This window comes from Pseudoalteromonas sp. TB64 (assembly GCF_000498095.1).
Taxonomy (GTDB): domain Bacteria; phylum Pseudomonadota; class Gammaproteobacteria; order Enterobacterales; family Alteromonadaceae; genus Pseudoalteromonas.
Map to the genome: position 1 here is coordinate 14,694 of NZ_AUTQ01000081.1, position 24,983 is coordinate 39,676.

The 24,983-nt window shown below is 36.9% G+C and carries 21 protein-coding genes and 1 tRNA gene; 3 read left to right on the plus strand and 19 right to left on the minus strand.

Going from position 1 to position 24,983, the window contains the following annotated elements; translation table 11 throughout:
• Positions 1-35: 35 nt before the first annotated feature.
• The 10 genes from L647_RS0104530 to L647_RS0104580 all read right to left on the minus strand — a co-directional run bounded on the left by L647_RS0104530 (position 36) and on the right by L647_RS0104580 (position 11,806).
• Positions 36-1,115 (minus strand): hypothetical protein, encoded by a 1,080-nt coding sequence (locus L647_RS0104530; RefSeq protein ID WP_231613205.1) that lies wholly within the window; start codon positions 1,113-1,115, stop codon positions 36-38.
• A gap of 34 nt (positions 1,116-1,149) precedes the next feature.
• Entirely contained in the window at positions 1,150-2,028 is an 879-nt protein-coding gene (gene nlpI, locus L647_RS0104535) for a lipoprotein NlpI (protein WP_024610127.1), read from the minus strand.
• 284 nt (positions 2,029-2,312) lie between these two features.
• Positions 2,313-4,439, minus strand: a complete 2,127-nt coding sequence (gene pnp / locus L647_RS0104545) for a polyribonucleotide nucleotidyltransferase (RefSeq protein ID WP_024610128.1) — start codon at positions 4,437-4,439, stop codon at positions 2,313-2,315.
• A 352-nt stretch (positions 4,440-4,791) separates the two neighbouring features.
• Positions 4,792-5,061, minus strand: coding sequence for a 30S ribosomal protein S15 (gene rpsO / locus L647_RS0104550; protein WP_024610129.1), 270 nt, complete (start codon positions 5,059-5,061; stop codon positions 4,792-4,794).
• Between the two features lie 156 nt (positions 5,062-5,217).
• On the minus strand, positions 5,218-6,177 hold the full coding sequence (truB, locus tag L647_RS0104555; protein WP_024610130.1) for a tRNA pseudouridine(55) synthase TruB: 960 nt from the start codon (positions 6,175-6,177) through the stop codon (positions 5,218-5,220).
• Positions 6,161-6,667, minus strand: a complete 507-nt coding sequence (rbfA, locus tag L647_RS0104560; RefSeq protein WP_024610131.1) for a 30S ribosome-binding factor RbfA — start codon at positions 6,665-6,667, stop codon at positions 6,161-6,163. Before rbfA ends, truB begins: the two co-directional genes overlap by 17 nt.
• Before the next feature lie 109 nt (positions 6,668-6,776).
• A complete protein-coding gene (gene infB, locus L647_RS0104565) occupies positions 6,777-9,437 on the minus strand; it encodes a translation initiation factor IF-2 (protein WP_024610132.1) in 2,661 nt (886 codons plus the stop codon).
• A gap of 25 nt (positions 9,438-9,462) precedes the next feature.
• Positions 9,463-10,962, minus strand: coding sequence for a transcription termination factor NusA (nusA, locus tag L647_RS0104570; protein WP_024610133.1), 1,500 nt, complete (start codon positions 10,960-10,962; stop codon positions 9,463-9,465).
• Between the two features lie 39 nt (positions 10,963-11,001).
• A complete protein-coding gene (gene rimP, locus L647_RS0104575; RefSeq protein WP_024610134.1) occupies positions 11,002-11,457 on the minus strand; it encodes a ribosome maturation factor RimP in 456 nt (151 codons plus the stop codon).
• A 272-nt stretch (positions 11,458-11,729) separates the two neighbouring features.
• Positions 11,730-11,806 (minus strand) — tRNA-Met (locus L647_RS0104580).
• A 391-nt stretch (positions 11,807-12,197) separates the two neighbouring features.
• On the opposite strand from L647_RS0104580, the gene L647_RS0104585 reads away from it, so the two are divergent.
• Positions 12,198-12,659: a globin gene (locus L647_RS0104585; protein ID WP_024610135.1), complete on the plus strand. Its 462-nt coding sequence runs from the start codon at positions 12,198-12,200 to the stop codon at positions 12,657-12,659.
• Positions 12,660-12,661: 2 nt separating this feature from the next.
• On the opposite strand, the gene L647_RS0104590 is transcribed toward L647_RS0104585, so the two are convergent.
• Positions 12,662-13,468 (minus strand): hypothetical protein, encoded by an 807-nt coding sequence (locus L647_RS0104590; protein ID WP_024610136.1) that lies wholly within the window; start codon positions 13,466-13,468, stop codon positions 12,662-12,664.
• Between the two features lie 77 nt (positions 13,469-13,545).
• On the opposite strand from L647_RS0104590, the gene L647_RS0104595 reads away from it, so the two are divergent.
• Complete coding sequence (locus L647_RS0104595) at positions 13,546-15,102, plus strand: cryptochrome/photolyase family protein (protein ID WP_024610137.1); 1,557 nt, start codon at positions 13,546-13,548, stop codon at positions 15,100-15,102.
• A gap of 62 nt (positions 15,103-15,164) precedes the next feature.
• On the opposite strand, the gene L647_RS0104600 is transcribed toward L647_RS0104595, so the two are convergent.
• The 8 genes from L647_RS0104600 to L647_RS0104635 all read right to left on the minus strand — a co-directional run bounded on the left by L647_RS0104600 (position 15,165) and on the right by L647_RS0104635 (position 24,444).
• Positions 15,165-15,611 carry an Hsp20 family protein gene (locus L647_RS0104600; RefSeq protein WP_024610138.1) on the minus strand — a complete coding sequence of 149 codons (447 nt, stop codon included), beginning with the start codon at positions 15,609-15,611 and terminating at the stop codon, positions 15,165-15,167.
• A 233-nt stretch (positions 15,612-15,844) separates the two neighbouring features.
• Positions 15,845-16,372 (minus strand): redoxin domain-containing protein, encoded by a 528-nt coding sequence (locus tag L647_RS0104605; RefSeq protein ID WP_024610139.1) that lies wholly within the window; start codon positions 16,370-16,372, stop codon positions 15,845-15,847.
• A 125-nt stretch (positions 16,373-16,497) separates the two neighbouring features.
• Positions 16,498-17,892: a sigma-54 dependent transcriptional regulator gene (locus tag L647_RS0104610; RefSeq protein WP_024610140.1), complete on the minus strand. Its 1,395-nt coding sequence runs from the start codon at positions 17,890-17,892 to the stop codon at positions 16,498-16,500.
• A gap of 9 nt (positions 17,893-17,901) precedes the next feature.
• On the minus strand, positions 17,902-18,276 hold the full coding sequence (locus L647_RS0104615) for an Hpt domain-containing protein (RefSeq protein WP_024610141.1): 375 nt from the start codon (positions 18,274-18,276) through the stop codon (positions 17,902-17,904).
• Between the two features lie 143 nt (positions 18,277-18,419).
• Positions 18,420-19,232, minus strand: coding sequence for an EAL domain-containing protein (locus L647_RS0104620; RefSeq protein ID WP_253948831.1), 813 nt, complete (start codon positions 19,230-19,232; stop codon positions 18,420-18,422).
• 328 nt (positions 19,233-19,560) lie between these two features.
• The gene (locus L647_RS0104625; protein ID WP_231613152.1) at positions 19,561-19,854 is read right to left on the minus strand and encodes a hypothetical protein; all 294 of its coding nucleotides are present in this window, start codon (positions 19,852-19,854) and stop codon (positions 19,561-19,563) included.
• A gap of 375 nt (positions 19,855-20,229) precedes the next feature.
• A complete protein-coding gene (locus L647_RS0104630) occupies positions 20,230-23,025 on the minus strand; it encodes a PAS domain S-box protein (RefSeq protein WP_253948832.1) in 2,796 nt (931 codons plus the stop codon).
• Between the two features lie 384 nt (positions 23,026-23,409).
• Positions 23,410-24,444, minus strand: coding sequence for a response regulator (locus L647_RS0104635; protein WP_024610145.1), 1,035 nt, complete (start codon positions 24,442-24,444; stop codon positions 23,410-23,412).
• Between the two features lie 266 nt (positions 24,445-24,710).
• Between L647_RS0104635 and L647_RS0104640 the strand changes: the two genes are divergently transcribed.
• On the plus strand, positions 24,711-24,974 hold the full coding sequence (locus tag L647_RS0104640; protein WP_024610146.1) for a GrxA family glutaredoxin: 264 nt from the start codon (positions 24,711-24,713) through the stop codon (positions 24,972-24,974).
• Positions 24,975-24,983 lie beyond the last annotated feature (9 nt).

The following is a 24,983-nucleotide window of genomic DNA, read 5'->3' on the forward strand; positions in this document are numbered from 1 at the left end:
GAAGAAAGTAAAATTACGAAAAAAGTATTCTAGGGTTAAAAACGGTGAGGGGTAGCCTTTATATGTGCTTGCCAAAGCGCCCTATATTGCCCTGAAAGCCCTATCTGTTGATATTCCATAATGGACCAAGTTTTAGATGGTTTATAAGCTGTCCCACCTTGCTGGCAGCTCTCACTTTTATACCATCCTTTAGGCGCAGGTTCCCCGTGCGAAATAAATAAGTTAGGTGCAACAAACCCTTTTTTACTACATAACCAAGCTTGTTTTGTATTTGGCAGCGCATATTCATCCTCAAAACCACTAAAATGCATAAGTTCATGTAAAAATACGTTGTAGTTAACATGTGAATTCAGCTGCATTATGTTGTTTTGTACATTCGCACTGCCATACCTTGGCATCATTATTATAAAATCAAATTTTCCAGAAAGTTGTTTTTTTAATGATGATGACTGCCAATTGCACTGCGCCATTTTATTTACTGTATTTGTGCAATCAATAGCGCCTGCAACATAAACAGGCTTAGTGAAACAAAATACATTGTTATCAGGTTCTGGTTTTTCGTTGTATTTTTTTATCAGCTCAGAGAGTTTATAAAGTCCGCTACGATGATCGCTCATCGTTACCACATTAAACAAACATTGATTATTTACAGGCAACTCTGAACCTAATGCTAAAAAACCAAGGTTGTGTATGAACGATTCTGGAATATTGGTGTAAGGCGCACTTAATTTTAAATTAAGGTGATTCAAAGTATCGCCTTTAGGCAGTAAACCATTTTTAGCTAATAATTTAAGATCATCCCACCGAGATTGGGTAAATAACTGACGTGCTAAATTTTGCCGCTGTGATTCACTTAAGCTATAAATACTTGCTTGCCAAAATAGTTTAGCTGTATCGCTACGTTTATTTTTTAATAACCTAAGAGAATACACATATTGCGCCAAAGGAATTTTGTTACGTGCTAACAAAGCGAGCTTAAAATCAGGGAGTAATTGTAAATGCTGAGAAAAATAACGAGGAAACTGCCAATAACTTTGCACAGCATTGGCTTTTGCGTTTAAAACGTGCCAAAAGCCAAGTACATTATGGTGATTACTGGAGCCAGAAATTAACAAGCTACACAGTAATACACCAACTATCTTTAAAATATTAACCCGCGTTTTCGCCAGTCATTAGCTCAAGCTCTAAACGCGCATACTTATATTCAATAAACTCATGGACGTTAGTAGCAAGCGCTAATCTAAAATAATCAGAGGCTAAATACTCATTACCTGCGGCTTGGTGTAACTTAGCTAAATAAAAATAAGCTTCGCATAAGCGCTGCGCATATTCTTGTTCTGACTTAACACCCTCACTGATGCCTGATAAAAATGTGTGTTCACTCATATCACCCGTAAAAAGCGAAATTAGCTGATACGCCCATTGTGATTCATCAAGCGCTGTTGCATTTGTTTTTAGCTCAGTAAGCGCTTGCTCTTTATTTTCTTGAGCCTCTGCCAAATAAAGCCATAGTACACGGTAAGGATCATTTGGAGAGCGCGCTAAAAACTCAACGAAATCGCTTTTAGCAATATCGGCTCTGTCGCCATAATAAAGTGCAATGCCACGATTTAAATAAGCGTATTCGTGTTGTTCATCTAGTTCTAATGCCGAATCAAAAAACTCATAAGCTTTTTCGTATTGCTGCATTAGCGTATGTTGAATACCCAAGAAGTTATACACTTCTGATAAATCAGGTTTTAACTTTATTGCACGATTAAAGTCAATGCGCGAAAGTGTAGTCATACCTAAGCTATCAAATAGTACACCACGATCGTAGTACAGCTTTGCTTGTTGTTCGGGACTAAGATCGGCTCTGTTAAGTAGCTCTGAATAACGTGCTATAGCAATTTCACTTCTAAAGTCAGAAGCTAATGGAGCAGTAAAAGGCACATTAATAATAGGTGTAGGTTCTGACTGTGCAGTTGATTGGCAAGCGCTTAAAGACAAAATAGCGAAAGATGCCAAAGCTAAGTGTTTGAGTCTCATTAAAATCCTTAGTACCAAGATATGTAACAATATGACAGGAAATGCCTGAATAGGTTCATAACAACCGACGAACTATTATTGCCACACTAAAATTGCTCAATAACAACATCAAATTTAAATGCATTGGTATTCCATTTAAAGTTTTGATCACTATATATGAGTAATTTAGCTTCCTTGAATAATCTTTGTTTAAATTTAATTAACCTCATTAAAGCATAAAAAAAGGGGCTAAACAGCCCCCTTTTATATTATCCAGTAAATATATCTGGATGAAGTATTAGCAATTACGCGTCAGTTGGCGCGTCAGCTGCAGGTGCTGCTGATTCCATTGCTTCTTTAATACTTAGACGTACACGGCCTTGGCGGTCTACTTCTAGTACTTTAACTTTAACTTCTTGACCTTCAGAAAGGTGATCTGCAACGTTATTAACGCGCTCAGTACTAATTTGAGAAATATGTACTAGACCATCTTTACCAGGAAGAATGTTTACAAACGCACCGAAGTCTACGATACGTACAACTTTACCTTCGTAGATAGTACCTACTTCAAGTTCAGCTGTTAATTGCTCAATACGGCTAATTGCATTAGCTGCACTTTCGCCATCTGTAGCTGCAATTTTAATTGTACCATCATCACCGATTTCAATCGTTGTACCAGTTTCTTCAGTAAGTTGACGAATAGTTGCGCCACCTTTACCGATAACTTCAGCGATTTTCTTCTGTGGGATCTTCATAGTATAAATACGAGGAGCAAATTGAGATAGCTCTTCTGAAGGTGTAGAGATTGCTTCGTCCATTACCGCTAGGATATGTAAACGTGCTGCTTTTGCTTGTTTAAGAGCAATTTGCATGATCTCTTGAGTAATACCTTCAATTTTAATGTCCATTTGAAGCGCAGTGATACCGGCAGCAGTACCCGCAACTTTAAAGTCCATGTCACCTAAGTGATCTTCATCACCTAAGATATCTGAAAGAACAACAAACTTTTCGTCTTCTTTAACTAGACCCATCGCGATACCCGCAACAGATGCTTTAATTGGTACACCAGCATTCATAAGTGCAAGTGAAGTACCACATACAGAAGCCATTGAAGATGAACCGTTTGATTCAGTGATTTCAGATACTACACGGATTGAATATGGGAATTCAGTCAATGTTGGCATTACAGCAGCGATACCACGCTTAGCAAGGTTACCATGGCCGATTTCACGACGCTTAGGAGAACCAACAAAACCAGTTTCACCTACACAGAATGGAGGGAAGTTATAGTTAAGCATAAAGTGGTTTTTGTGAGTACCAGTTAAATCGTCGATTAACTGTGAATCACGTTCTGTACCAAGTGTAGCTGTTACTAACGCTTGAGTTTCACCACGAGTAAAGATAGCAGAACCGTGAGTACGCGGTAATACGCCAGTCATTACGTCTAGTGCACGAATCATATCTGGTTCGCGACCATCGATACGTTTTTCGCCAGCAGCGATACGACCACGAACGATTTTCTTCTCAAGTGAACCGAAGATTTTACCAACTTCTTGCTTGTCTAAAGACTCGCCTTCAGCAAGTTCAGCTGTTAGTACTGCAACAACTTCGTCTTTCGCTTCGCCAAGTGCTTCTTTACGCGCTACTTTATCAGTGATTAAGTAAGCTGCGCCTACTTTATCAGCTGCAATTGCTGCTACTTTATCTTCAAGTACAACGTTTTTAGCCGGTGCAGTCCAATCCCAAGTAGGTTTGCCTGCTTCTGCTTTAAATTCTTCGATTGCAGTGATGATCGCTTGAGATTGCTCATGACCATATACAACAGCGCCAAGCATTACGTCTTCTGCAAGTACGTTAGCTTCTGACTCAACCATAAGTACAGCTTTATCAGTACCGGCTACCACTAAATCAAGTTGGCTTTCTTCAAGCTCTTTTAATGTAGGGTTAAGTACGTATTCGCCGTTGATGTAACCAACACGAGATGCACCAATTGGACCACTGAACGGGATACCAGAGATAGCAAGTGCTGCTGAAGTACCAATCATCGCAACCATATCAGGTTGGATTTCAGGGTTTACAGAAACAACAGTAGCAATAACTTGTACTTCGTTTACGAAACCGCTTGGGAAAAGTGGACGAATTGGACGGTCAATAAGACGTGCAATAAGTGTTTCGCCATCGTTAGGACGACCTTCACGCTTTAAGAAGCCACCTGGAATACGACCAGCAGCGTACATACGCTCTTGGTAGTTAACTGTTAGTGGGAAAAAGTCTTGACCTGGTTGAGCTTCACGCTTACCTACAACAGTTACTAAAACTGAAGTATCACCAATGCTTACAAGTACTGCGCCGTCAGCTTGACGAGCAATAGCACCTGTTTCTAGGGTTACTGTGTGTTGACCTAGTTGAAATTTTTTAATAATTGCTTGCACTTAAAATATTCCTTAAATGTGTTCTTAAATAAGTTGCCATCAAAGAACCAATTACAGTACATAATTGTATTTATTTTAAAATCAATTAAGTACTACAATTGGCGATGACGTAAATAATCAAGCTAAACCTTTTTAGCTTGTGCCGTAGTATATACCAAAGCACCGTTAAAATGCGAGCCTAGCAATCAGATAAACACGACTCTAAATACGTATTTAAAATCATTTTATCTAGTTTGAATAATGGGGTTTTTATTTTTAAATTCAAGAAGTTTAAAATTGCTTTGTGCGGTAGGTGAGGAATTTAAGACACAAAAAAAGGAGCTAAAAAGCTCCTTTCTCTGCAATCAAGTTCTTAGCGACGTAAGCCAAGCTCTTGGATTAATGCTGTATAACGCGTGATGTTTTTACCTTTAAGGTAATCAAGCAATTTACGGCGAGTACTTACTTTACGAAGCAGACCACGACGTGAGTGGAAGTCATGCTTGTGGTCAGCAAAGTGACCTTGAAGCTTGTTGATATCAAAAGTAAGTAAAGCTACTTGTACTTCAGGTGAACCAGTGTCGCCTTCAGCACGTGCAAATTTAGCAATGATATCGATTTTTTCTTGATTACTTAGTGACATAATAACTCCAGAAATTAAATTTAAAAGGTGTCTTAGCCGATCACTAATTCAGCCAAAACGATTAAGCGGGCGTATTCTACCAACTGTGGGGATAACTACAAGTTAATTATCCCCAATATGTATTAATAAGCTGTCGTTAATAATACATATTACTTTTTATTGCGGTTTAACGTAATCATCTTGCTGACTAGCAAGACCACGTTTGACTTTTAAATGACCGCTTGAATTACGCTCACCAGTACCAATAAACACCCCTTGTGCAACCACTTTAATTGCCCCTTCAGGCAAAGTAACAGGAAGTTCTACCGCCTGCCCGTGGCTAAACACCGAACCCTGTTCAGTTGTTATTTCAACAACAGGCAGATCGGTTAAAGCAGTATCTATTGGCAATAATAGCGAATCTAAGTAGATAGAAGGAGCAACCTCTTCTTCTTTCGCTTTAGCAAGCAACGCTTCAATTTCGTCAAGCGTTACCATTTTATCTGCGGGATACTGACCAACAGCCGTTCTGTGAAGCATAATAACATGAGCACCACAGCCAAGGTTTTCACCTAAGTCATCAACGATAGTACGAATGTAAGTCCCTTTAGATACATGGGCCGTCATTTGTAATACGTTGCTTTCTTCATCAAATTCGTCAAATGATAAGCTAAATACATTTATCTTTCTGCATTTACGAGGTACTTCAATACCTTCGCGAGCATACTTATATAAAGGTCTGCCTTGGTACTTAAGCGCTGAATACATTGATGGATATTGATCAGACTCGCCAACAAATGCGGCAATTTCTTTTGTTAGCTGCTCACGCGTTACGTTCACATCTTTTGTGCTAACAATTTCACCATCAGAATCTGATGTTGTTGTACGCTCACCCAGTTGTGCTCGAACAATATAGGTTTTATCTGTATCGAGTAGAAACTGCGTAAACTTAGTTGCTTCACCAAAACAAATTGGCAGCATACCTGTAGCAAGTGGATCTAAAGCACCTGTATGTCCAGCTTTTTGCGCAAAATAAACACCTTTTGCTTGCTGTAGTGCTTTATTTGATGAAATGCCTTCAGGTTTGTTTAACAACAAAATACCGTCAACCGCACGGCCTTTACTGCGTTTTGCCATCTGTATTAGTGCCTTCTTCGCTATCTGTATCGTCTACGTGCTTAGTACTTTCTTCGCTGTCTGAAACTTCAGCAGCATCAACACTCTCAGCTTCGTCATCAACATGCTCAACTTCGTCATCTACATGCTTAGCATTATCTTCACGAATAATCGAATCAACTAAGTTAGAAATACGCATACCTTCCATAAGTGAGTTATCAACAACAAACTTTAACTCAGGCATAATACGTGCGCGGATACGCTTACCAAGTAATGAGCGAATATAACCCGTTGCTTCATTAAGTACTTTTGCACTTTGTTTTGCTGCATCTTCATCTTGTGTATTAAACACCGTAATGAAAATTTTGGCATAAGATAAATCACGCGATACTTCTACCGCAGACACTGTCACCATACCTAAGCGTGGATCTTTAATTTCGCGTTGTAAAATGACAGCAATTTCTTTTTGGATTTGCTGTGCAACACGATCAGTGCGAGAAAACTCTCTCATTGCATTTGTCCTAAAATCATAACTTATTGAAATTTAATAATAAGCTAATTAAATACTAGATACACAAATGGGGGCTAAGCCCCCATTTATTAGTTTAGCGAGCTAACAATTATAAAGTACGTTGTACTTCAACTGTTTCAAATACTTCGATTTGGTCGCCAACACGTACGTCATTGTAGTTCTTAACGCCGATACCACATTCCATGCCGTTACGAACATCAGCAACATCGTCTTTAAAGCGACGAAGTGACTCAAGTTCACCTTCATAGATAACCACGTTTTCACGTAGTACACGGATTGGAGCGCTACGTTTAATAACACCTTCAGTAACCATACAACCAGCGATAGCGCCAATTTTTGGAGACTTGAATACGTCACGAACTTGAGCAAGACCAATAATCTCTTGCTTAAATTCTGGTGCAAGCATACCTGACATTGCTTGTTTAACTTCGTCAATCAAGGCATAAATTACGCTGTAGTAACGTAGGTCTAAGTTTTCAGTCTCGATAACTTTACGAGCTGAAGCATCAGCACGAACGTTAAAGCCAACTACAATCGCGTTAGACGCTGCAGCTAGTGTTGCATCAGTCTCGGTAATACCACCAACACCTGAACCTACAATCTTCACTTTTACTTCATCAGTAGAAAGTTTAGTTAGTGAATCAGAGATTGCTTCGATTGAACCTTGAACGTCTGCTTTAAGTACCACGTTAACTTCAGAAACATCGCCTTCAGTCATGTTAGTAAACATGTTTTCAAGCTTCGCTTTTTGTTGACGAGCTAACTTAACATCACGGAATTTACCTTGACGGTATAAAGCAACTTCACGCGCTTTACGTTCATCTTTAACAACTGTCGCTTCATCGCCTGCAGCAGGAATACCAGAAAGACCTAAAATCTCTACTGGAATAGATGGACCAGCAGACTTAATGTCTTTACCGTTCTCATCTCTCATTGCACGAACACGACCGTACTCAAGACCACATAATACAATGTCACCTTGGTTAAGCGTACCAGATTGAACAAGAACAGAAGCTACTGGACCGCGACCTTTATCAAGGCGAGATTCAATAACAACACCAGCAGCCATACCTACAGTAGGAGCTGAAAGCTCTAAAAGCTCTGATTGGTTTAATACAGCTTCAAGAAGGTCATCGATGCCTAAACCTGTTTTTGCAGAAATATGAACGTACTGCGTATCACCGCCCCATTCTTCTGGAATAACGTCTAGTACAGCAAGTTCGTTTTTAACGCGATCTGGATCTGCGCCTTCTTTATCCATTTTGTTTACAGCAATAATTAAAGGAACGCCAGCAGCACGAGCATGCTGTACCGCTTCTTTAGTTTGTGGCATTACACCATCATCTGCTGCAACCACAAGGATTACGATATCTGTCGCTTTAGCACCACGAGCACGCATTGAAGTAAATGCAGCATGTCCTGGTGTATCTAAGAACGTGATCATGTGACCGTTCACGTCTACGTGGTATGCACCAATGTGCTGTGTAATACCACCGGCTTCGCCTGAAGCAACTTTTGCTGAACGAATGTAATCAAGCGTAGATGTTTTACCATGGTCAACGTGACCCATAACAGTAACTACTGGAGCACGTGGCTCTGATTTACCATCTTCATGGCGATCATTAAGTACTGTTTGCTCTAATTCGTTTTCTTTAACAATGATAACTTTGTGACCCATTTCTTCTGCAACTAGTTGCGCAGCTTCTTGGTCAATCACTTGGTTAATGGTAACCATGTCACCCATTTTCATCATTGTTTTAACAACTTCAGCGCCTTTAACTGCCATGCGTGATGCAAGCTCAGCTACTGTAATTGTTTCGCTAATACGCACTTCATTTTTAACATCAACAGTTGGTTTTTGGAAACCATGTTGTAATGATGCTGGTGCTTTTAGCTTGGCTTTATTACGGCCTCTTGACGCTGCAAACTTATCTTTTGCTGGCGCTTTTTTCTTTTTCTTCACACGGCGTGTACCTTGCTCATCACGAGCATCGGCAACATCTTCTGCTTCACGTGCATAAGTAGAAGTCGTAAGATGGTGATCCGCTGTTTCTTCGCGTTTCTTACGTTCTTCTTCTTCTTTCTTCCAGCGTGCCGAGTTTTCTTCAGCTAGCTTTCTTGCTTCTTCTGCTTGACGTTTCGCTTCTTCTTCAGCTTTCTTCAATGCGGCCTCTTCTGCTTCTTTTTGCAGACGCTCAGCTTCTATGCGATCTTTCTCAGACTTAGCACTTTGCTCTGGGGTCATCTGCTTTTGTTTCGCTTTACGCTCTGCATCAGCTTTGCGTTTAGCTTCTTCTTTGGCTTTACGATCAGCGTCTTCTTTCGCTTTACGTTCTGCCTCTTGTTTCGCTTTTAATTCTGCGGCTTCTAGCTCAGCTTTTTGCTGCTCTTCAAGGCGCACTTTTTCTTCAGCGGCTAAGCGTGTTTGCTCTTGTTCTTGTTCCATTGCGCTTTTTTTCACGTATGTACGTGTTTTGCGAACTTCAACTTGAACAGCTTTAGCTTTACCCGTAGAGCCAGTTACACTTAATGTGCTCTTACTCTTACGTTGTAAAGTCATACGCGCTGGGCCATCTGAACCAGTACCGCCATGATGCTTGCTTAAATGATCAAGTAACGTTGCTTTTTCTGCTTCAGTTACATTATCAGTAGCCTGCTTAGTGATACCTGCTTGTGAAAACTGCTGTAGCAATTTATCAACAGTTGTACCTATATCGCCGGCTAGTTTTTCAACATTTACTTCTGCCATAGTGTGTAATACCTCCGTTAATAAATTACTCGTCTGCAAACCAACAAATGTTACGTGCAGCCATAATTAGTTCACCCGCTTTTTCAGATGTAAGCTCTGTGATATCAACTAATTCGTCAATACCTTGCTCTGCCAAGTCTTCAAGTGTAACAACACCTTTGCTCGCCATAACAAATGCTAAGTGACGTTCTAAGCCTTCAAGCGCAAGTAAGTCTTCAGCTGGTTCTGCACCATCTAAGCTTTCTTCCGTTTTAAGGGCTTTAGTCGTTAATGCATCTTTTGCGCGTGAACGTAAAAGATCGACCATTTCTTCATCTAAGCCATCAATTTCTAAAAATTCAGATGCAGGTACATACGCCACTTCTTCAAGTGTCGAGAAACCTTCATTAATAAGTAATGATGCAAACTCATCATCAATTTCTAAACTTTCAGTGAATAAGTTAAGTAACTTATCAGATTCTGCTTCATTTTTAGTGCGCATATCTTCAACAGTCATTACGTTTAGTTCCCAGCCAGTTAATTGGCTTGCTAAACGAACATTTTGACCATTACGACCGATTGCTTGCGCTAGGTTATCAGCTTCTACTGCGATATCCATTGAGTGAGTGTCTTCATCCATTACGATTGAAGCTACTTCTGCTGGTGACATTGCATTGATAACAAACTGTGCTGGGTTATCGTCATAAAGTACGATATCAACACGCTCACCACCTAACTCAGACGATACAGCTTGAACACGAGCACCACGCATACCAACACATGCACCAATTGGATCAATGCGTTTGTCGTTAGATTTCACGGCGATTTTAGCTCGAGAGCCAGGATCGCGTGCCGCTGCACGTAACTCTATCATTTCTTCGCCAATTTCTGGCACCTCAATGCGGAATAATTCCATCAGCATTTCTGGTTTAGAACGCGTAACAAACAATTGTGCACCGCGTGCTTCAGGCTTAACTTCGTATAAAAGACCACGGATACGGTCACCCGGACGGAAGTTTTCACGTGGAAGCATATCATCACGGTAGATAACGGCTTCTGCGTTATTGCCTAAATCAAGAACAATAGAGTCACGCGTTGCTTTTTTAACAACACCTGTTACTAACTCGCCTACTTGATCTTTGTACGCATCAACAACTAAAGCACGCTCAGCTTCACGTACTTTTTGTACGATAACTTGCTTAGCCATTTGTGTTGTAATACGGTCAAATTTAATTGAGTCAATTTGCTCTTCAACGTAATCACCCATTTGCAAATCAGGTTCTTCAACCTGCGCTGCTTCTAAGGTAATTTCGCTGTAAGGGTTCTCTAAAGAACCATCTTCTAAGACTGCTGCAATCTGCCAACGACGGAACGTATCGTAATCACCCGTTTTACGGTCAATTGCTACACGCACTTCAATTTCGCCATCGTGTTTTTTCTTTGTCGCTGTCGCTAATGCGAACTCTAGAGCTTCAAAAATCTTTTCTTTTGGAACCGCTTTCTCATTGGAAACGGCTTCAGCAACCAATAATATCTCTTTTGCCATGGGTAATGCCTCGCTTGCCCTATTCCTTCGCGCTCGAATTTAAAACTTCGCGATTAAATTCGCACGTTCGATGTTACTAAGCATGATTAGATGCTCTGCACCATCGCTAGATAGTGTGATCATATCGCTGCTAACTGTTACTAAATCGCCTTTAAAATTACGACGACCATCTTGTGGAAGTTTAGTACGCACGCGTACTTCCTCTCCCTGCGCCTGCTCGTAGTGATCTTGTTTGAATAATAGACGATCAACACCAGGAGACGATACTTCCAAATCATATTCATTTGTAATCGGGTCTTCGACGTCTAAAATCGCACTAATTTGGCGACTTGCATCCGCACAGTTATCAACTGAGATCCCATCCTCATGAGCAATGTATACTCTTAAGGTAGAATGGCGACCCGCTTGCACAAATTCAAGACCATGTAATTCAAAGCCTAACATTTCTACCGCTGGCGACAACATGGTTACTAAATCTTGTTCAAGTTTTGTCACGAAAATCCTCCATACAAACAAAAAAAGGGCTTATAGCCCTAAAATACTGAGTTTAAATTTAATGACAATTGCCATCAAACCGTAAGGTGCAGATACAACAACGCCCCGAACCAAGCGGGGCGTCACACCAAAAAGCATAAAACTGTGTGGCCTAGGGCCGAGCTTGGTTGCGAGCCAGCAATCTGACCAAATTAAACTACACTAGCTTAAACGCAAAACGCGCATTACTTAGAATGCGCGATATAAATTAATAAGCTTACACTTATTAGAATTGGTTGCGGGAGCCGGATTTGAACCGACGACCTTCGGGTTATGAGCCCGACGAGCTACCAGACTGCTCCATCCCGCGCCAATAGATATCAAATTTAATTAATATCGCTGTTAGCTGTTTTACAACATGCTAAACAATGGCAGCTATTATAAGGATGCGCGGGATAATTAGCAACCATAATAACTAATAACTTTATAAAAACTCGAATCTTTAAAATAGGCAAACTCAACATATGTAATTAAAATGTTGAATAGAATTTTAAAAAATAATTCCAGAAAAACTCAAGGTACTATTATTTCACAAAAAAATAATTTTATTTACAACAACAAAAGCGAGGTTAAATCATAAGCTTAACAACAAACCAATACTTTAATATCAAAAAAGCGTGCGATATCTGAGTTCCTGACTATAATAAGAATCAATCACTAATACAATAATAAAAATTATACTTAATGCAACGAGGCATTTAATGAATACACATCAACCAGTACTGTTAAAAAGCCTTACTATTATAAAACCAAACTTCCATGCTTTTACGGCACGTTTTCATGGTAAGTTAGTTGAGTCTGATATCACCATGGGTTACTTAACAGCTGCACAATTTAACGAAAGAAGTTATACGCTTTACTGTGTGTTAGAGCGCATAATTAAAAATCTAGATAACCCATCATCTGTTGCTCCGTTTTTATCACATCATATAGCTTTTTTAAAAAACGGTCATATTCAACAAGTTGATATCAAAATCTTATGTGATGCTTTTTATTCGACTTTGGAAGAGCATTTAGGGCGACTTTTTAGTGTAGAAAGTCAATTAGCATGGCAGAAAGTTTTAAGGTTTTTTACAAACTTTGCAAATAATATCCTCTTTAATGTTTCTAATGTTGTTTCTCTTAAGCAACAAATAGAAAAGAAAACAAATAGCGAAACGTAACTTTATGGTAAAAAGCTTATTTCATCATTTAGACGATTAAGCTTTTTATGCTCAACTTCTATTAATAAATTATATTGAGTGTTTAATGCACTCATTCGTTTTGATAACGCATTATCAAATTCGGCATCCTTTTCGTAGTTTGTTCCATTACTTAGCCTACTTTCTAACTTCAATGTTTCTTCTTTGAGTTCATTACTAAACGTTATTATTTTATTGTTAGATTCTCTAACTTCACGCTCTATCTGTTGTTTGCGGATAAAAGTATCTATTTTTTTATTTTCATTACTGTAAGTATCATTTTGCTTAGTAGAACTAAGTCGTCTGAGTTGTTGGTTAAGTATATCTATGCTTACTTGTTCATTTTTAATAAGCACGTCAAAACGCGATATAGTTGCCATTATTTGCTCCGCAATCGCGACACTTCGCTTAGCTCCAGCTAAATTATCTTTTTGTGAATCCGACTTTTTATTCAAAACGCTAACCTGCTTTTGCATTTCAATTTTATAAGTTTTAATTTTATCTTGATGCTCAATAATTTGTTTTTTTAATGCGGTTATTTTTATATAGGAATCTATATCAGAATCAATATTGTTTATCGAACTGGTATTACTTGGTTTAAGATCATTTTGTTTTTTATCGTTCGGGTTTTGTACATTTAAATGCAATAGTTGAGGATTATCTGCGCATGGTTGTTGGCTAAATTCAACCCCATTACTTGTTTCACATTTATAAATTGCAGTAGTGGCACTAAAACAAACCATAGGGCTTATACCCATTAATAAAATAAAAAGCCTTGTTAATGTACTCATATTTATAACTCCAATTATTAAATAATAAAACGATCGTCTACTTAAATTAGCTCGTATGGTATTTGTTTGGCTTTGTCATGAAACACTATAAAACGCTTAGGCTCATTTTAGGCGATCAACTAAATCCATCTCACTCGTGGTTTAAACAAAAAGACAGTGAAACCTTATATCTTATTGCAGAGCTTAAACAAGAAACTGATTACGTTAAGCATCATATTCAAAAATTATGTGCTTTTTTTAACGCAATGGAGAATTTTTCAGTCGCATTAAAAAGTGCTGGTTTTAATATTTTACATTTAACATTAGATGATACTTGTGATGATCAAAACTTAGTTGAATTACTTAAGCGAATTGCCGATAAATATCAATGCGATACTATTGAGTACCAATACCCAGATGAGTTTAGACTTAAATCACAATTAACCTTATTTCAAAATAATAGTTCATTGAATGTAACTGCTACAGACACAGAACATTTTTTATTACCGTTTGGTGATATAAATACACGCTTCAAAAAAAATAAGCATGTAACAATGGAGCACTTTTATCGCGCTATGCGTAAGCAATTTAATATATTAATTGACGATGCAAAGCCAACTGGCGGAAAGTGGAATTTTGATAGTAATAATCGTAATAAATTTTCTAAAAACGACTTAGCAAATATCCCACGACCAAAGCTATTCAACAATGATGTAAGTAGTATCGTTTCACGTTTAAATAAACACAAAGTCGCTTATTTTGGTCAACTAAATGAGCATACATTAGAGTGGGCTACAACGCGTAAACAAGCCATTGAATCTCTCGAATACTTTTGTGAGCACTTGCTTAGTCGATTTGGTCATTTTCAAGATGCAATGACAGATCAAAGTGAAAACAATACCAGCTTGTATCATAGCCGTTTATCGTTTGCTCTAAATGCAAAAATACTCCACCCATTATATGTAATTAAACGTGTAATAAATGAATATGAGCAAAGACCTGATGAGATATCACTCTCGCAAGTAGAAGGGTTTACAAGACAAATATTGGGCTGGAGAGAGTATGTACGCGCTATTTATTGGACTAACATGCCCGACTACGCAACAAAAAACCAACTACAAGCCAAAAATAAATTGCCATCTTATTTTTGGAATGGCTCTACAAAAATGAATTGCCTAAGTCATTCACTCAAACAGAGCCTTGAAACCGCTTATGCTCATCATATTCAGCGCCTAATGGTTATTGGAAACTTTTGTATGCTCACAGGTATTAATCCTGATGAAGTAGATAACTGGTATCTAGGTGTTTATATAGATGCCATAGAATGGGTCGAAATGCCTAATACTCGAGGAATGAGCCAGTTTGCCGATGATGGGATCATTGCAACAAAGCCCTATGCAGCAAGCGGGAACTACATTAATAAAATGAGCGACTATTGCAAAAGTTGCCAATACGATGTTAAACAAAAGGTAGGTGATAAAGCATGCCCTCTCAATAGCTTGTATTGGCATTTTATGGATAGACACAGAGACAGGTTAGAAAAAAACCCACGTATTGGTATGGTCTATAAAAATTGGGATAAACAAGATAAAACGCTTCAAGAACAAACACTACAACAAGCAACCTACTATCTTAATAATTTAGAAGCGCTTTAAACAAAAAAACCGCCTCAGTTGAGGCGGCTAAATAATCAGGGGGAAACTAATGTTAAATAGGTTTACTTACCTTCGAGCAAGTTACCACTACCAATTTCAATTTTTCGTGGTTTAAGTGCTTCAGGAATCTCACGCTGTAACTCTATGCTCAATAAGCCATTAGCTAAATCTGCACTAAGTACTTTCACATGATCTCCAAGCTGGAATTTACGTTCAAAGTTACGCTCTGCTATACCTTGATGAATAAACTTACGTTGGTTAGTTTCATCTTTATTGGCTTTAATACCTGCAACTTTTAATGTGTTGTTTTCTGACTCAATGGTCAATTCACTACCGCTAAAACCTGCTACGGCCATAGTGATTCTGTATTTGTCTTTATCAAGCGCTTCTATATTGTATGGAGGGAAGCTTGGCTGCTTGTCTGTACTAGCTGCAGCATCCATAAGTGATGCTAAATGTTCGAAGCCGATAAATGAACGATAAAGTGGTGATAAGTCTACTGTACGCATAATGATATCCTCATATTTAAGCGATATTTTGCATGTGCTTTTCTATTGAACAAGCTCAAGCAAATTTTAATTAATAATATAAATTTCAGTTATTTAAGTTTAATTTAGGACCCATCAGGCGTCCTACTTAACTATATATGGACGGTAAAATTGTTTTCAAGTAAATTTATTAAAAATAATTAAATATAAAATCAAGCGCGTTGTTAAACGCGCCTAAATTAGTATCTAACTACTTAAGAAAATGTTCCTCTAATAGGATAATCATTTTCACGCGTATATTGAATACCAGACAGTAACTGCTGCATATCAGGACGCGAAAACGGGCTATTTGATTTATCTAAGACTTGAACTTGGTTCTGCTCATTTAAAACAATAATTGCAGGTTCTGCAAATGGATGATCTGTCTCTGTATTGCTTCTAGGTTCACTAATGTATAAACCTAGCTCAGTCATTTGCTCAAGCGTTAAGTTATAATAAAGAGGAAAATTAACGTCTAGTTTTTCATAGTGTGCTTCTAACTGAGCATGGCTATCACCACTTACAGCAACTACTTCTACACCAATATCTTTAAAATCTTGAGTCATTTTAGCCAGTGCGTTTAACTGTTTGGTACACATAGGACAATGCTGACCACGATAAACTACTATCATTTTCCATGGAGCATCTGTAATACGCTGTGTAATATCAACCTGTTCTCGCTCTGTATTACTTACAATCAGTTCAGACAATTTAGATGCGGGTTTTAATGTGTTATTACTCATAATATTCTCCTTAAGAAATGTTATAAATCGTTTACTAAGTAGAGCTTTGGGCATGTAACTAATTTTCAACCATTTAAATTGTAATCGAGTAATATAATTATATTAATAGTTTGGATTATTATGACTTACGACCAACCTTTAATTTTTCTGTAAATTGTAGAAGCACTTACACCTAAATAAGCTGCAGCAAGAGGTATATTATCCTCGCAAACTCTAATTGCTGACTCTATAGCTCTTTTTTCAACTTGCCAAAGTGGTTCTATATCATGGGCAACCATAGGCGAGCCAAGTGTATTGGCAATAATGTGTGATACTGACGAAGTGCTACTTGCGGGCTTTGCTGATCCTAAACCAAAGGAGCTTGGTAGCATATCTAACTCAACAATTTCTCCATCATTTATTACAACCGTATTTTCAATAACATTTTGTAATTCACGAATATTACCCGGCCAATCATAATTGCAAAAAAGCTGTTTTACATCATCAGCAAATGCATTGAAATTTTTTGCATTGCTCTCACTTTTTTGTTTAAGGATATACTCGGCCAATAACAATATATCGTTACCTCTCTCACGTAGTGGAGGGAGCTTTACAGGAATAACATTTAGTCGGTAGTATAAGTCTTCCCTAAAACGCCCTTCTGCGACTTCTACAACAGGATTTCTGTTTGTAGCGCACACTAAACGAACATTACTATGCAATACTTCACTACTACCCACTTTACTAAATATACCAGTTTGCAAAAAGCGCAATAACTTAGCCTGTAAGTTAAGCTCCATTTCACACAATTCATCTAAAAATAACGTCCCACCATTAGCAACCTCAACTGCGCCCTTACGATCGCTTAAAGCGCCACTAAATGCCCCTTTAACATGCCCAAAAAATTCAGACTCAAATAATTCGGTTGGTATAGCGGCGCAGTTTATTGCAATAAAAGGACCTTGGCTGCGAGGGCTCGAATCATGAAGGGTTTGTGCGCATACTTCTTTACCTGTGCCACTTTCACCAGTAATAAACACACATGCTTTGCTACGAGCAGCACTGTCGAGCAATCTAAATACTGTTTGCATTGCTAGCGACTCACCAACGAAGTCTTCATTTTTATTATTGTTTTTAACTTCAGGTACTATCTTTACTTGCTTTTTAGGCGTTAGTGCACCTTCAACTGCACTGATCAATCGCTGACTTGTAAACGGTTTTTCTAAAAAGTCAAATCCACCCAAACGCATTGCTTCAACAGCTACATCAATAGAGCTATTTGAAGTAATCATTACTACATTTGCTGGATTATCTTGTTTATTAACAAACTGAAGAACTTCAAGCCCACTTATATCGGGTAAACAAACATCCTGTACAATAACAAGAGGCATTTGTTCTTTAATCCCAACCAATGCAGAGTAACCATCAGCAAAATGCTTACACTCATACCCAACTTGCTCTAGTTGGCTCGCATATAGCGCTCCACTAGCGATGCTATCTTCTACAATATAAACCAACCCTTTGTCCTGTTTACTGCTCATTGCCTTCTCCTATATGGCTATACTTTGAACCATGACTTGGTAGGCATGACGAGTTTTATTTATATTGTGCTTAATAATTATAGCTAGGTTTAAATTTTCTTGTTCTACTATTGGAGGAAAATCATGGAGTTGACCAGCTAAAGTAGCTAAAGGAATAGCTCCGTATAAGGCTGCTGAATTTTTAAGAATGTGCATTATATCTTTAACTTTTAATACGTCGTTTTTCTCTATCGCATTACTTAACTCAGTTGTCATAACACCTAACTCATCAATAAATAAATTTACTAATTTAAGCAGTGTTTCTAACCCTACATCTTTTTCTAATTGCGCTAAAATTTGTGGATCGGTAATACTTTTATCGATAAATTGCTCAGGTACTGGCATATATAACCTTCAGCGTTTTTATTGTTTTAAACTAAAGTTAAAAACGGTTTCTTGTGAAATAATAAAAACTGAAAAATAGTGTATACATTGAGAGTAATTCGTTTTTTGCATTTTGCAAATCAATATGAAAAATAGATTTAATACTACTTTGCCCATTTAGCGACGTTTCTCGCTAAACTCTGCGGTTTATCAATTAAATAGCCTTGTGCTATATCACACCCAAGTTGCTCTAAAATTTGCAGCTGTTCATTTTCTTCTATTCCTTCTGCAACCGTTTCTAAACCTAACCTTTGCGCCATCGCGATAATGGCACTACACAAAGTAAAGTCTTCGTTATTAGTCGCTATACCATTCACAAAACTGCGGTCAATTTTTAAACCGTCTATATTAAATTGGCGCAACAAACCTAAAGACGCATACCCAGTACCAAAATCATCAAGCCATACTTTAACCCCTTCTTTGTGAAAGTTTTCGAATACCTTCTCTATTTTTTCAGGGCTGTGGATTAATGCTGTTTCGGTCAATTCTATTTTAATTGCACTTGGTGGAATTTGATGTTTATCAAGTAAATGCATTACTCTAGAAAAAATATTGCCATTTAATATCTGAACAGGTGAAATATTTAACGACACTGTAATACCAGTCATACCAAAATTTAGCATCTGCTTTAAATCAGAAAGGCTTTGCTCAAAAATCCAATCTCCAAGCTCTAATATCATGCCTGATTGCTCAACATGTGGTATGAACTCGTCAGGTCCTACAATACCAAAACGTGGTGACTGACACCTGATTAACGATTCAAAACCAACCAGCTGCCCTGTTCCTAAAGATAAGAGTGGTTGATATACCATTTTAAAATAATCATTTTTCATTGCATCAGACATAATACGCTCTAGCTCGTGCCACCTTGCAAGATCAACTGGGTTTTCTGAATCTAAAGTTTTAAATGCATTCATTGTCTGCTCCAATTTAATTTATTCTTAGTACCTATCTAACTAATAGCAATTTACAGACCAAGACACCCGCAAAGAAATAAATATAAACCAAATAAATTCAATGACTTAACTATTTATTTTTGAACGTTAATAATTATTTTTCAGTATTTTCATTTTGCAATTCACTTTGCAAGTCATATTTTGATCAATTTAAGACTAGTCAATTACTTAAGTTAACACCAAATAAATATTATTTAAGCTGTGAAGTATTTTGAGGATTAAAAAAGAGGCATTAAAAGAAGAGTTAGCGAAAAAGCTGGCAATGTTGCATTACCAGCATTAAATCATATTAGTTTGAGCGAATATTACTATGTTTATCATTAGTTCTTACTGTTTCATTTTGTGCATAGCTAGTATTTTGAGAATCGAATGTATTATTGGCTATTTGCGTATTATCAGTATCATCTTGCAAAAAAGTAACAGGCTGCATATTAATCACAGGTTGCGCTACATTCGTATCTCGCAAAGCTGTAATGCCAATAATCAAAACGGCCACAAGTGCGATAGATAAAATCATAATTTCAGGCGTTAATACCCAATTGCTTTGCTTTGGTTGTGAACTTTTAGTATTTGTTTGCATCATGTCTACCTTTTAAATAAATGTGGGAATTCTCTAAATTTAATTCATCGATGAATTTTTCAGATGATTCCCTCTATCTTATAGTTAGTAAATGCGAAAGATGTGCCAATCACACAAAACTAAATAAAATTTGAAATAGAACTAAAAATCAGTGCCTTAAAAAAACAAAAATAATCTATAAATTAAATCACCATTAAATAGCCGCATATTTTTATTTTGAATTGCAAAATGCAAATCAGTTTGAGAAGCACAATAAAACAACCTTTAAATATCAAACAAAAAAACTAAGCTACGCTTAAAATACTAGGCTAAATTTCACATTAACCAAACTTTTTAACTAATTAAATATAAATACCTACTACATTAGTTAAATCATTCCTAGTTAATCATCTCCCAAATCTCAGCTAAACGCGTATGTTTTAAATATAGTGCATCACGCGCGTGCTCAAGAGCATACTTTTCAAGCATGGTATAAAGTATTTCTCTAACAATTGGTTTAGCTAAATAATCATTCATCCCTGCTTTTATAAACCGTTCTCTATCTCCATGAATCGCATTCGCTGTTAGCGCAATAATGGGGGTAGTAACATCTAACGCCCTAATAGCCTTCGTCGCTGAAATACCATCTAAAATGGGCATTTGTATATCCATAAAAATTAAATCAATTTTTGGGTTTTGTGCTTTACTAATCGCCTCTTGCCCATCACTTGCAATCTCAACATTACATCCCTTTTGTTCTAAAAACTGCTTTATTACTATTTGGTTATTAGTGTTGTCTTCAACAACCAATACTGTAATTCCCGTTAATTGATCTAAGTCTTGGGAATGATTTAACGATGCCTCTTGATCGCGATTGGTAAATATTATGTCTAAATGAAATAACTGTTCCTCTAATAAGTGAATCCCTCGAAGTAAATGAGATACTTTAAAAGGACCATTGAGTCTCAATTCATTATCGTTAGTGCTCTCTGGTAATAAGCTTTTACCAAGTAAGTCTATAACAAGTAAACAAGGTCTATTTGGTAAGAGGAATGAATCTAATCCTTTACGTACTAAAGGAACCATTTTAGGGTCGGTCACAACAATGGCATCAGGCGTATCAGTTATTGGCGTATGAGGAAGCTCCTCATAACATTCAAAAGTTACAGAGTGGCGTAAAAGCATATGCTTAATGGCTTTTTGCAATACTTTATTACTTCCTAAAATCCATACTTTAGGTTTTTTACTGCGTGCAGCAAATCCCTCTCGCTGTATTGAATTAGTAGTATCTATTTTTAAAGGGTAGTTAATAATAAACTCACTTCCCTTTTTAAGCTCAGACTCAACTTTAATATCACCACCAACTACATCACAAATTTGTTTACAAATGGCAAGCCCTAAACCGCTACCACCATGTTCGCGGGTGATTGAGTTATCTGATTGAATAAATGGCTTAAACATACTTTCTAGTTTATTTTTTGCAATACCAATACCTGTATCTTTAAAACAAAGCTCCAGAGTGAGATCATCATTTATAATTTTTATGCATTTAACAGTAATAGTGATTGTGCCTTGCTCAGTGAATTTAATTGCATTTGCTAATAAGTTTATTGCAATTTGTCTTATTCGAGCATGGTCTCCAACAACCTCTGCTGGTACATCTGGATATAAATCAAAAATAACTTCCAGACCTTTTTGCAGTGCACTTCCTGTAACTATATCTATAGCTTCTTCAATGCAGGTATCAATACTAAAAGGTCTATTATCGAGAGATATAGCTTGAGCTTCAAAACGAGAATATGTAAGTACATCATCTAAAACACTTAACAAAGCATCTGAACTCGTTTTTATCATTTGTGTATAACGCATTTGTTCAGAAGTTAAACCGGTATGATGTAAAATATCCGCAGAGCCAATAACTGCATTTAAAGGCGTGCGTATTTCATGACTTATATTCGCCATAAAACGACTTTTAGACTCGGCAAGCGTTATAGCCTGATGCTTAGCTTCTAGTAGTGCATGCTCTGCTTCAATTCGCTCTTGAATATCAACCAAGGTCGCAGCAATAGACGACAAACTCTTATCGTAAGAACTTACAATTGGGGTTAGCGTCATTTCGACCCAGTTACTTTCACCTTTAAAATTAATTAATCGTATATCAAAACGACAAATGTCGCGCTGTCCCTGCTCATAATTTAATAGGGCGCCATTTACTTTTTCAATATCATCTTGAGCAATAAATTTTATAATGGGCAAGCCAATATTTTTGTGAGCTTCGCTATTAAATAAACGCTCCCACGCTTTATTTATAAAGAGCAAGTTACCTTGCGTATCTAATCTCAATACAATGTCTGGAATATTATCAACGACCGAATGGTAGTTATATTCTATTTCAGCCATTGCTTGTTCAGCTTGCACCCGCTGTGTAATATTCGTTTGTATTGCAATAAAGTGCTTAACTTCACCAAACTCATCTTTAACGGGGTTAGCATCAATAGCAACCCAGTATGGTTCACCACTTTTACCGTAGTTAATTGTTTCTACTTGAAAAGGTTGACCATTTCTCACTGCCTCCGACATTACTTTACATGTACTTTCACACGTTTTTTGACCTTGTAGAAGCTTACCAGGGATTTGCCCTATAACCTCCTTACATTCATAACCCGTAAGTGTTTCAAAACTATTATTAACCCACTCTATAAAACCAAACTTATCTGTAATAATAACCAAATTATTAGTATGACTCGCCACTAACGACAACCGCTTGGCATGCTCCTGTTGCTGTGTTGATCGTAATTGAAAGTCTTTGTGGCGCTGTACGTCGTGCAACGACCCTACAAAACGACCATCATTATCGTAAGCAAGTTTAAGTTCAAACCAGTTAGCTAAACCATCACTATTTTTTACTTGCAGTTCAATACTACAAGTTGCAGCACCTTCAATTAATCCACAGCCATACATAGTTAAATGCAATACATCTCTGCCAGCTATCAAATTAGTAAGCGGTTTTCCTATTAATGACTCACTTGAATAACCTAATCTAGTTTGCCAAGCTTCGTTTATATAAGTTAATAAAAAACTTTTATCGCACTCAAAAATACATTCATCAAGCAATGATAAAATTTTTGCTTGATGACGATTTTTATTTGATAGTTGCTCAACTAACGTATATTGAACTTGTAATTCGTCATTCATTAACATTTCCATCTTTAATTATTCCGACTAATGCCTTTATGAACACTGCTATTTTCAAAGGCCTCTTTACAAAAATAATTACTTATAAATAATTGCCTTTGATATTTTAAGTTTAGTTTTCAAGCAAAATAATCCCCCAATAACAGGCGTAAAAAAGTACCAAATGTGGTCGGTACAATTTTTTATGGGTAATTAGTTTTTTATTACCCGCTATGGGTGAAAATGTAAGGGTATAAACAATACAAGGACTTTATCGATTTTTGACCTTCTCGTTAGTTTGTAGATATTGCGTCAACGCTAAATAATTACGAATGTAATCAAATTCTTAAAAATCAATACCCCGATACCTAAAATGTCACCTGGGTATGCTTTTATTAAAATTAATTACGCAGCTTGCCAAGGTTTAATAAATTTTTCGAGAACGGCTTTAGTAACAGGTTTTTGCAAATAATGAGTAATACCTTTGTCAAATAGCTCAGCAATTTGTTCATCACATGTAAGCCCCGTTAAAATAACTTTAGGTGTGGTGTTGTTTGGCGAGTTTTGCTTAGTAAGTTGCTGAGCAACATCACTGCCGTACATACCAGGCATACGTTCATCCAATAACAATAAATCAAATGATTCATTCTGAGCGAGAATTAAAGCGCTTTCGCCATTTTCAGCGCATGTTACTGAACAGCCAAGCATTTCTAGCATAACCTTAGTCGCTATTTGGCTAGGTAAACTATCATCAGCAACTAAAATTGATAAACGGGTTTGAAAGCGCACCGTACTTAAAACCGTCATTAAATCGGTGTCAAAAAACGGCCACGCTATAACTTTCTTCGATAACCTATCTTCTTTGTTAAAATTACTTAATTGCTCAATAGAACAAAGCTTAAGATGTGTTTCTAAGCTAGAACCATTCAACTTTTCTAGTAATGCATCCTCATTTAAGTAACGTAAGTCCTCGAGTTGTACGCTTCCTCGCGCAACACTATCAAACAATTTAAATTGCAAACCATAACGTCCATTTATTTCTGACGATATTCTTAAACAACTTTTAAATAAAGCTTCACTACCAGTTAAAACATCAATATTTTGATCATCACTAAGCAATAATTTAATAGGCTCTTTTGTTGAGATATGACCATTAATGTCCAACGTATTTATCTGATCTTTGTCGTCCACTTTATAATGAATGCTAATACCTTTTAAGGTTGCTTCAACTATTAGCACAAAGCAATGTTGTGTAGATTTTAGAGCTGGGATAATAAACGTTTCAATTTCAGTAATTAACTGTTCTGGTTTTATTTGAATGCACACATAACTACATTGCAGTTTATTAATTAATGTAATAGCCAAATGGCTGTTATGTTTTTTGCAATACTTACCGACTATCCCTTGGATAGATTCTAAAACATGGCTATGAGTATTCATTTGGTATCCTAAAAACCAATGTATAGCCAAATATTTACAAGTTATATGCCATAAATTTAAAAACGTTTTATTTCATTACATTCAATACGTTATAAATTAACTTTTAAAAATTGATTATTTAATTCGCATTTTGCAAATCACAATGCAAAGCGGATTAGTGTTACTCTTCGTAAAAATGCTTTATTAGAACAGTGCAATCGATTTTTTACACTTTAAAATATTTTTTAATCATTTAAACTGATATTAATCAAATAAAGGAGAGCATTATGTTAACAGTAATTTTTGGTCGTGAAGGCTGCCCATTTTGTGTACGTGCTAAAGACGTAGCAGAACAATTATCAAATGAACGTGATGACTTTAAATTTCGTTACGTAGATATAATTAAAGAAGGCATCAGTAAAGTTGACCTTGAAAAGTCAGCTGGTAAACCTTGCCCTACAGTTCCGCAAATTTTTATTGACCAAGATCATATTGGTGGATTTACAGAATTTGAAGCTTACGCAAAAGAAAACCTAGGGCTCTATAAATAAGCCTTAATA

Excerpts from the sequence above, each read along its gene's own strand:
- nlpI (WP_024610127.1), bottom strand. The coding sequence starts at position 2,028 with ATGAGACTCAAACACTTAGCTTTGGCATCTTTCGCTATTTTGTCTTTA.
- rpsO (WP_024610129.1), bottom strand. The coding sequence starts at position 5,061 with ATGTCACTAAGTAATCAAGAAAAAATCGATATCATTGCTAAATTTGCA.
- truB (WP_024610130.1), bottom strand. The coding sequence starts at position 6,177 with ATGGCAAAACGCAGTAAAGGCCGTGCGGTTGACGGTATTTTGTTGTTA.
- rbfA (WP_024610131.1), bottom strand. The coding sequence starts at position 6,667 with ATGAGAGAGTTTTCTCGCACTGATCGTGTTGCACAGCAAATCCAAAAA.
- infB (WP_024610132.1), bottom strand. The coding sequence starts at position 9,437 with ATGGCAGAAGTAAATGTTGAAAAACTAGCCGGCGATATAGGTACAACT.
- nusA (WP_024610133.1), bottom strand. The coding sequence starts at position 10,962 with ATGGCAAAAGAGATATTATTGGTTGCTGAAGCCGTTTCCAATGAGAAA.
- L647_RS0104585 (WP_024610135.1), top strand. The coding sequence starts at position 12,198 with ATGAATACACATCAACCAGTACTGTTAAAAAGCCTTACTATTATAAAA.
- L647_RS0104590 (WP_024610136.1), bottom strand. The coding sequence starts at position 13,468 with ATGAGTACATTAACAAGGCTTTTTATTTTATTAATGGGTATAAGCCCT.
- L647_RS0104595 (WP_024610137.1), top strand. The coding sequence starts at position 13,546 with ATGAAACACTATAAAACGCTTAGGCTCATTTTAGGCGATCAACTAAAT.
- L647_RS0104600 (WP_024610138.1), bottom strand. The coding sequence starts at position 15,611 with ATGCGTACAGTAGACTTATCACCACTTTATCGTTCATTTATCGGCTTC.
- L647_RS0104605 (WP_024610139.1), bottom strand. The coding sequence starts at position 16,372 with ATGAGTAATAACACATTAAAACCCGCATCTAAATTGTCTGAACTGATT.
- L647_RS0104610 (WP_024610140.1), bottom strand. The coding sequence starts at position 17,892 with ATGAGCAGTAAACAGGACAAAGGGTTGGTTTATATTGTAGAAGATAGC.
- L647_RS0104615 (WP_024610141.1), bottom strand. The coding sequence starts at position 18,276 with ATGCCAGTACCTGAGCAATTTATCGATAAAAGTATTACCGATCCACAA.
- L647_RS0104620 (WP_253948831.1), bottom strand. The coding sequence starts at position 19,232 with ATGAATGCATTTAAAACTTTAGATTCAGAAAACCCAGTTGATCTTGCA.
- L647_RS0104625 (WP_231613152.1), bottom strand. The coding sequence starts at position 19,854 with ATGATGCAAACAAATACTAAAAGTTCACAACCAAAGCAAAGCAATTGG.
- L647_RS0104630 (WP_253948832.1), bottom strand. The coding sequence starts at position 23,025 with ATGAATGACGAATTACAAGTTCAATATACGTTAGTTGAGCAACTATCA.
- L647_RS0104635 (WP_024610145.1), bottom strand. The coding sequence starts at position 24,444 with ATGAATACTCATAGCCATGTTTTAGAATCTATCCAAGGGATAGTCGGT.
- L647_RS0104640 (WP_024610146.1), top strand. The coding sequence starts at position 24,711 with ATGTTAACAGTAATTTTTGGTCGTGAAGGCTGCCCATTTTGTGTACGT.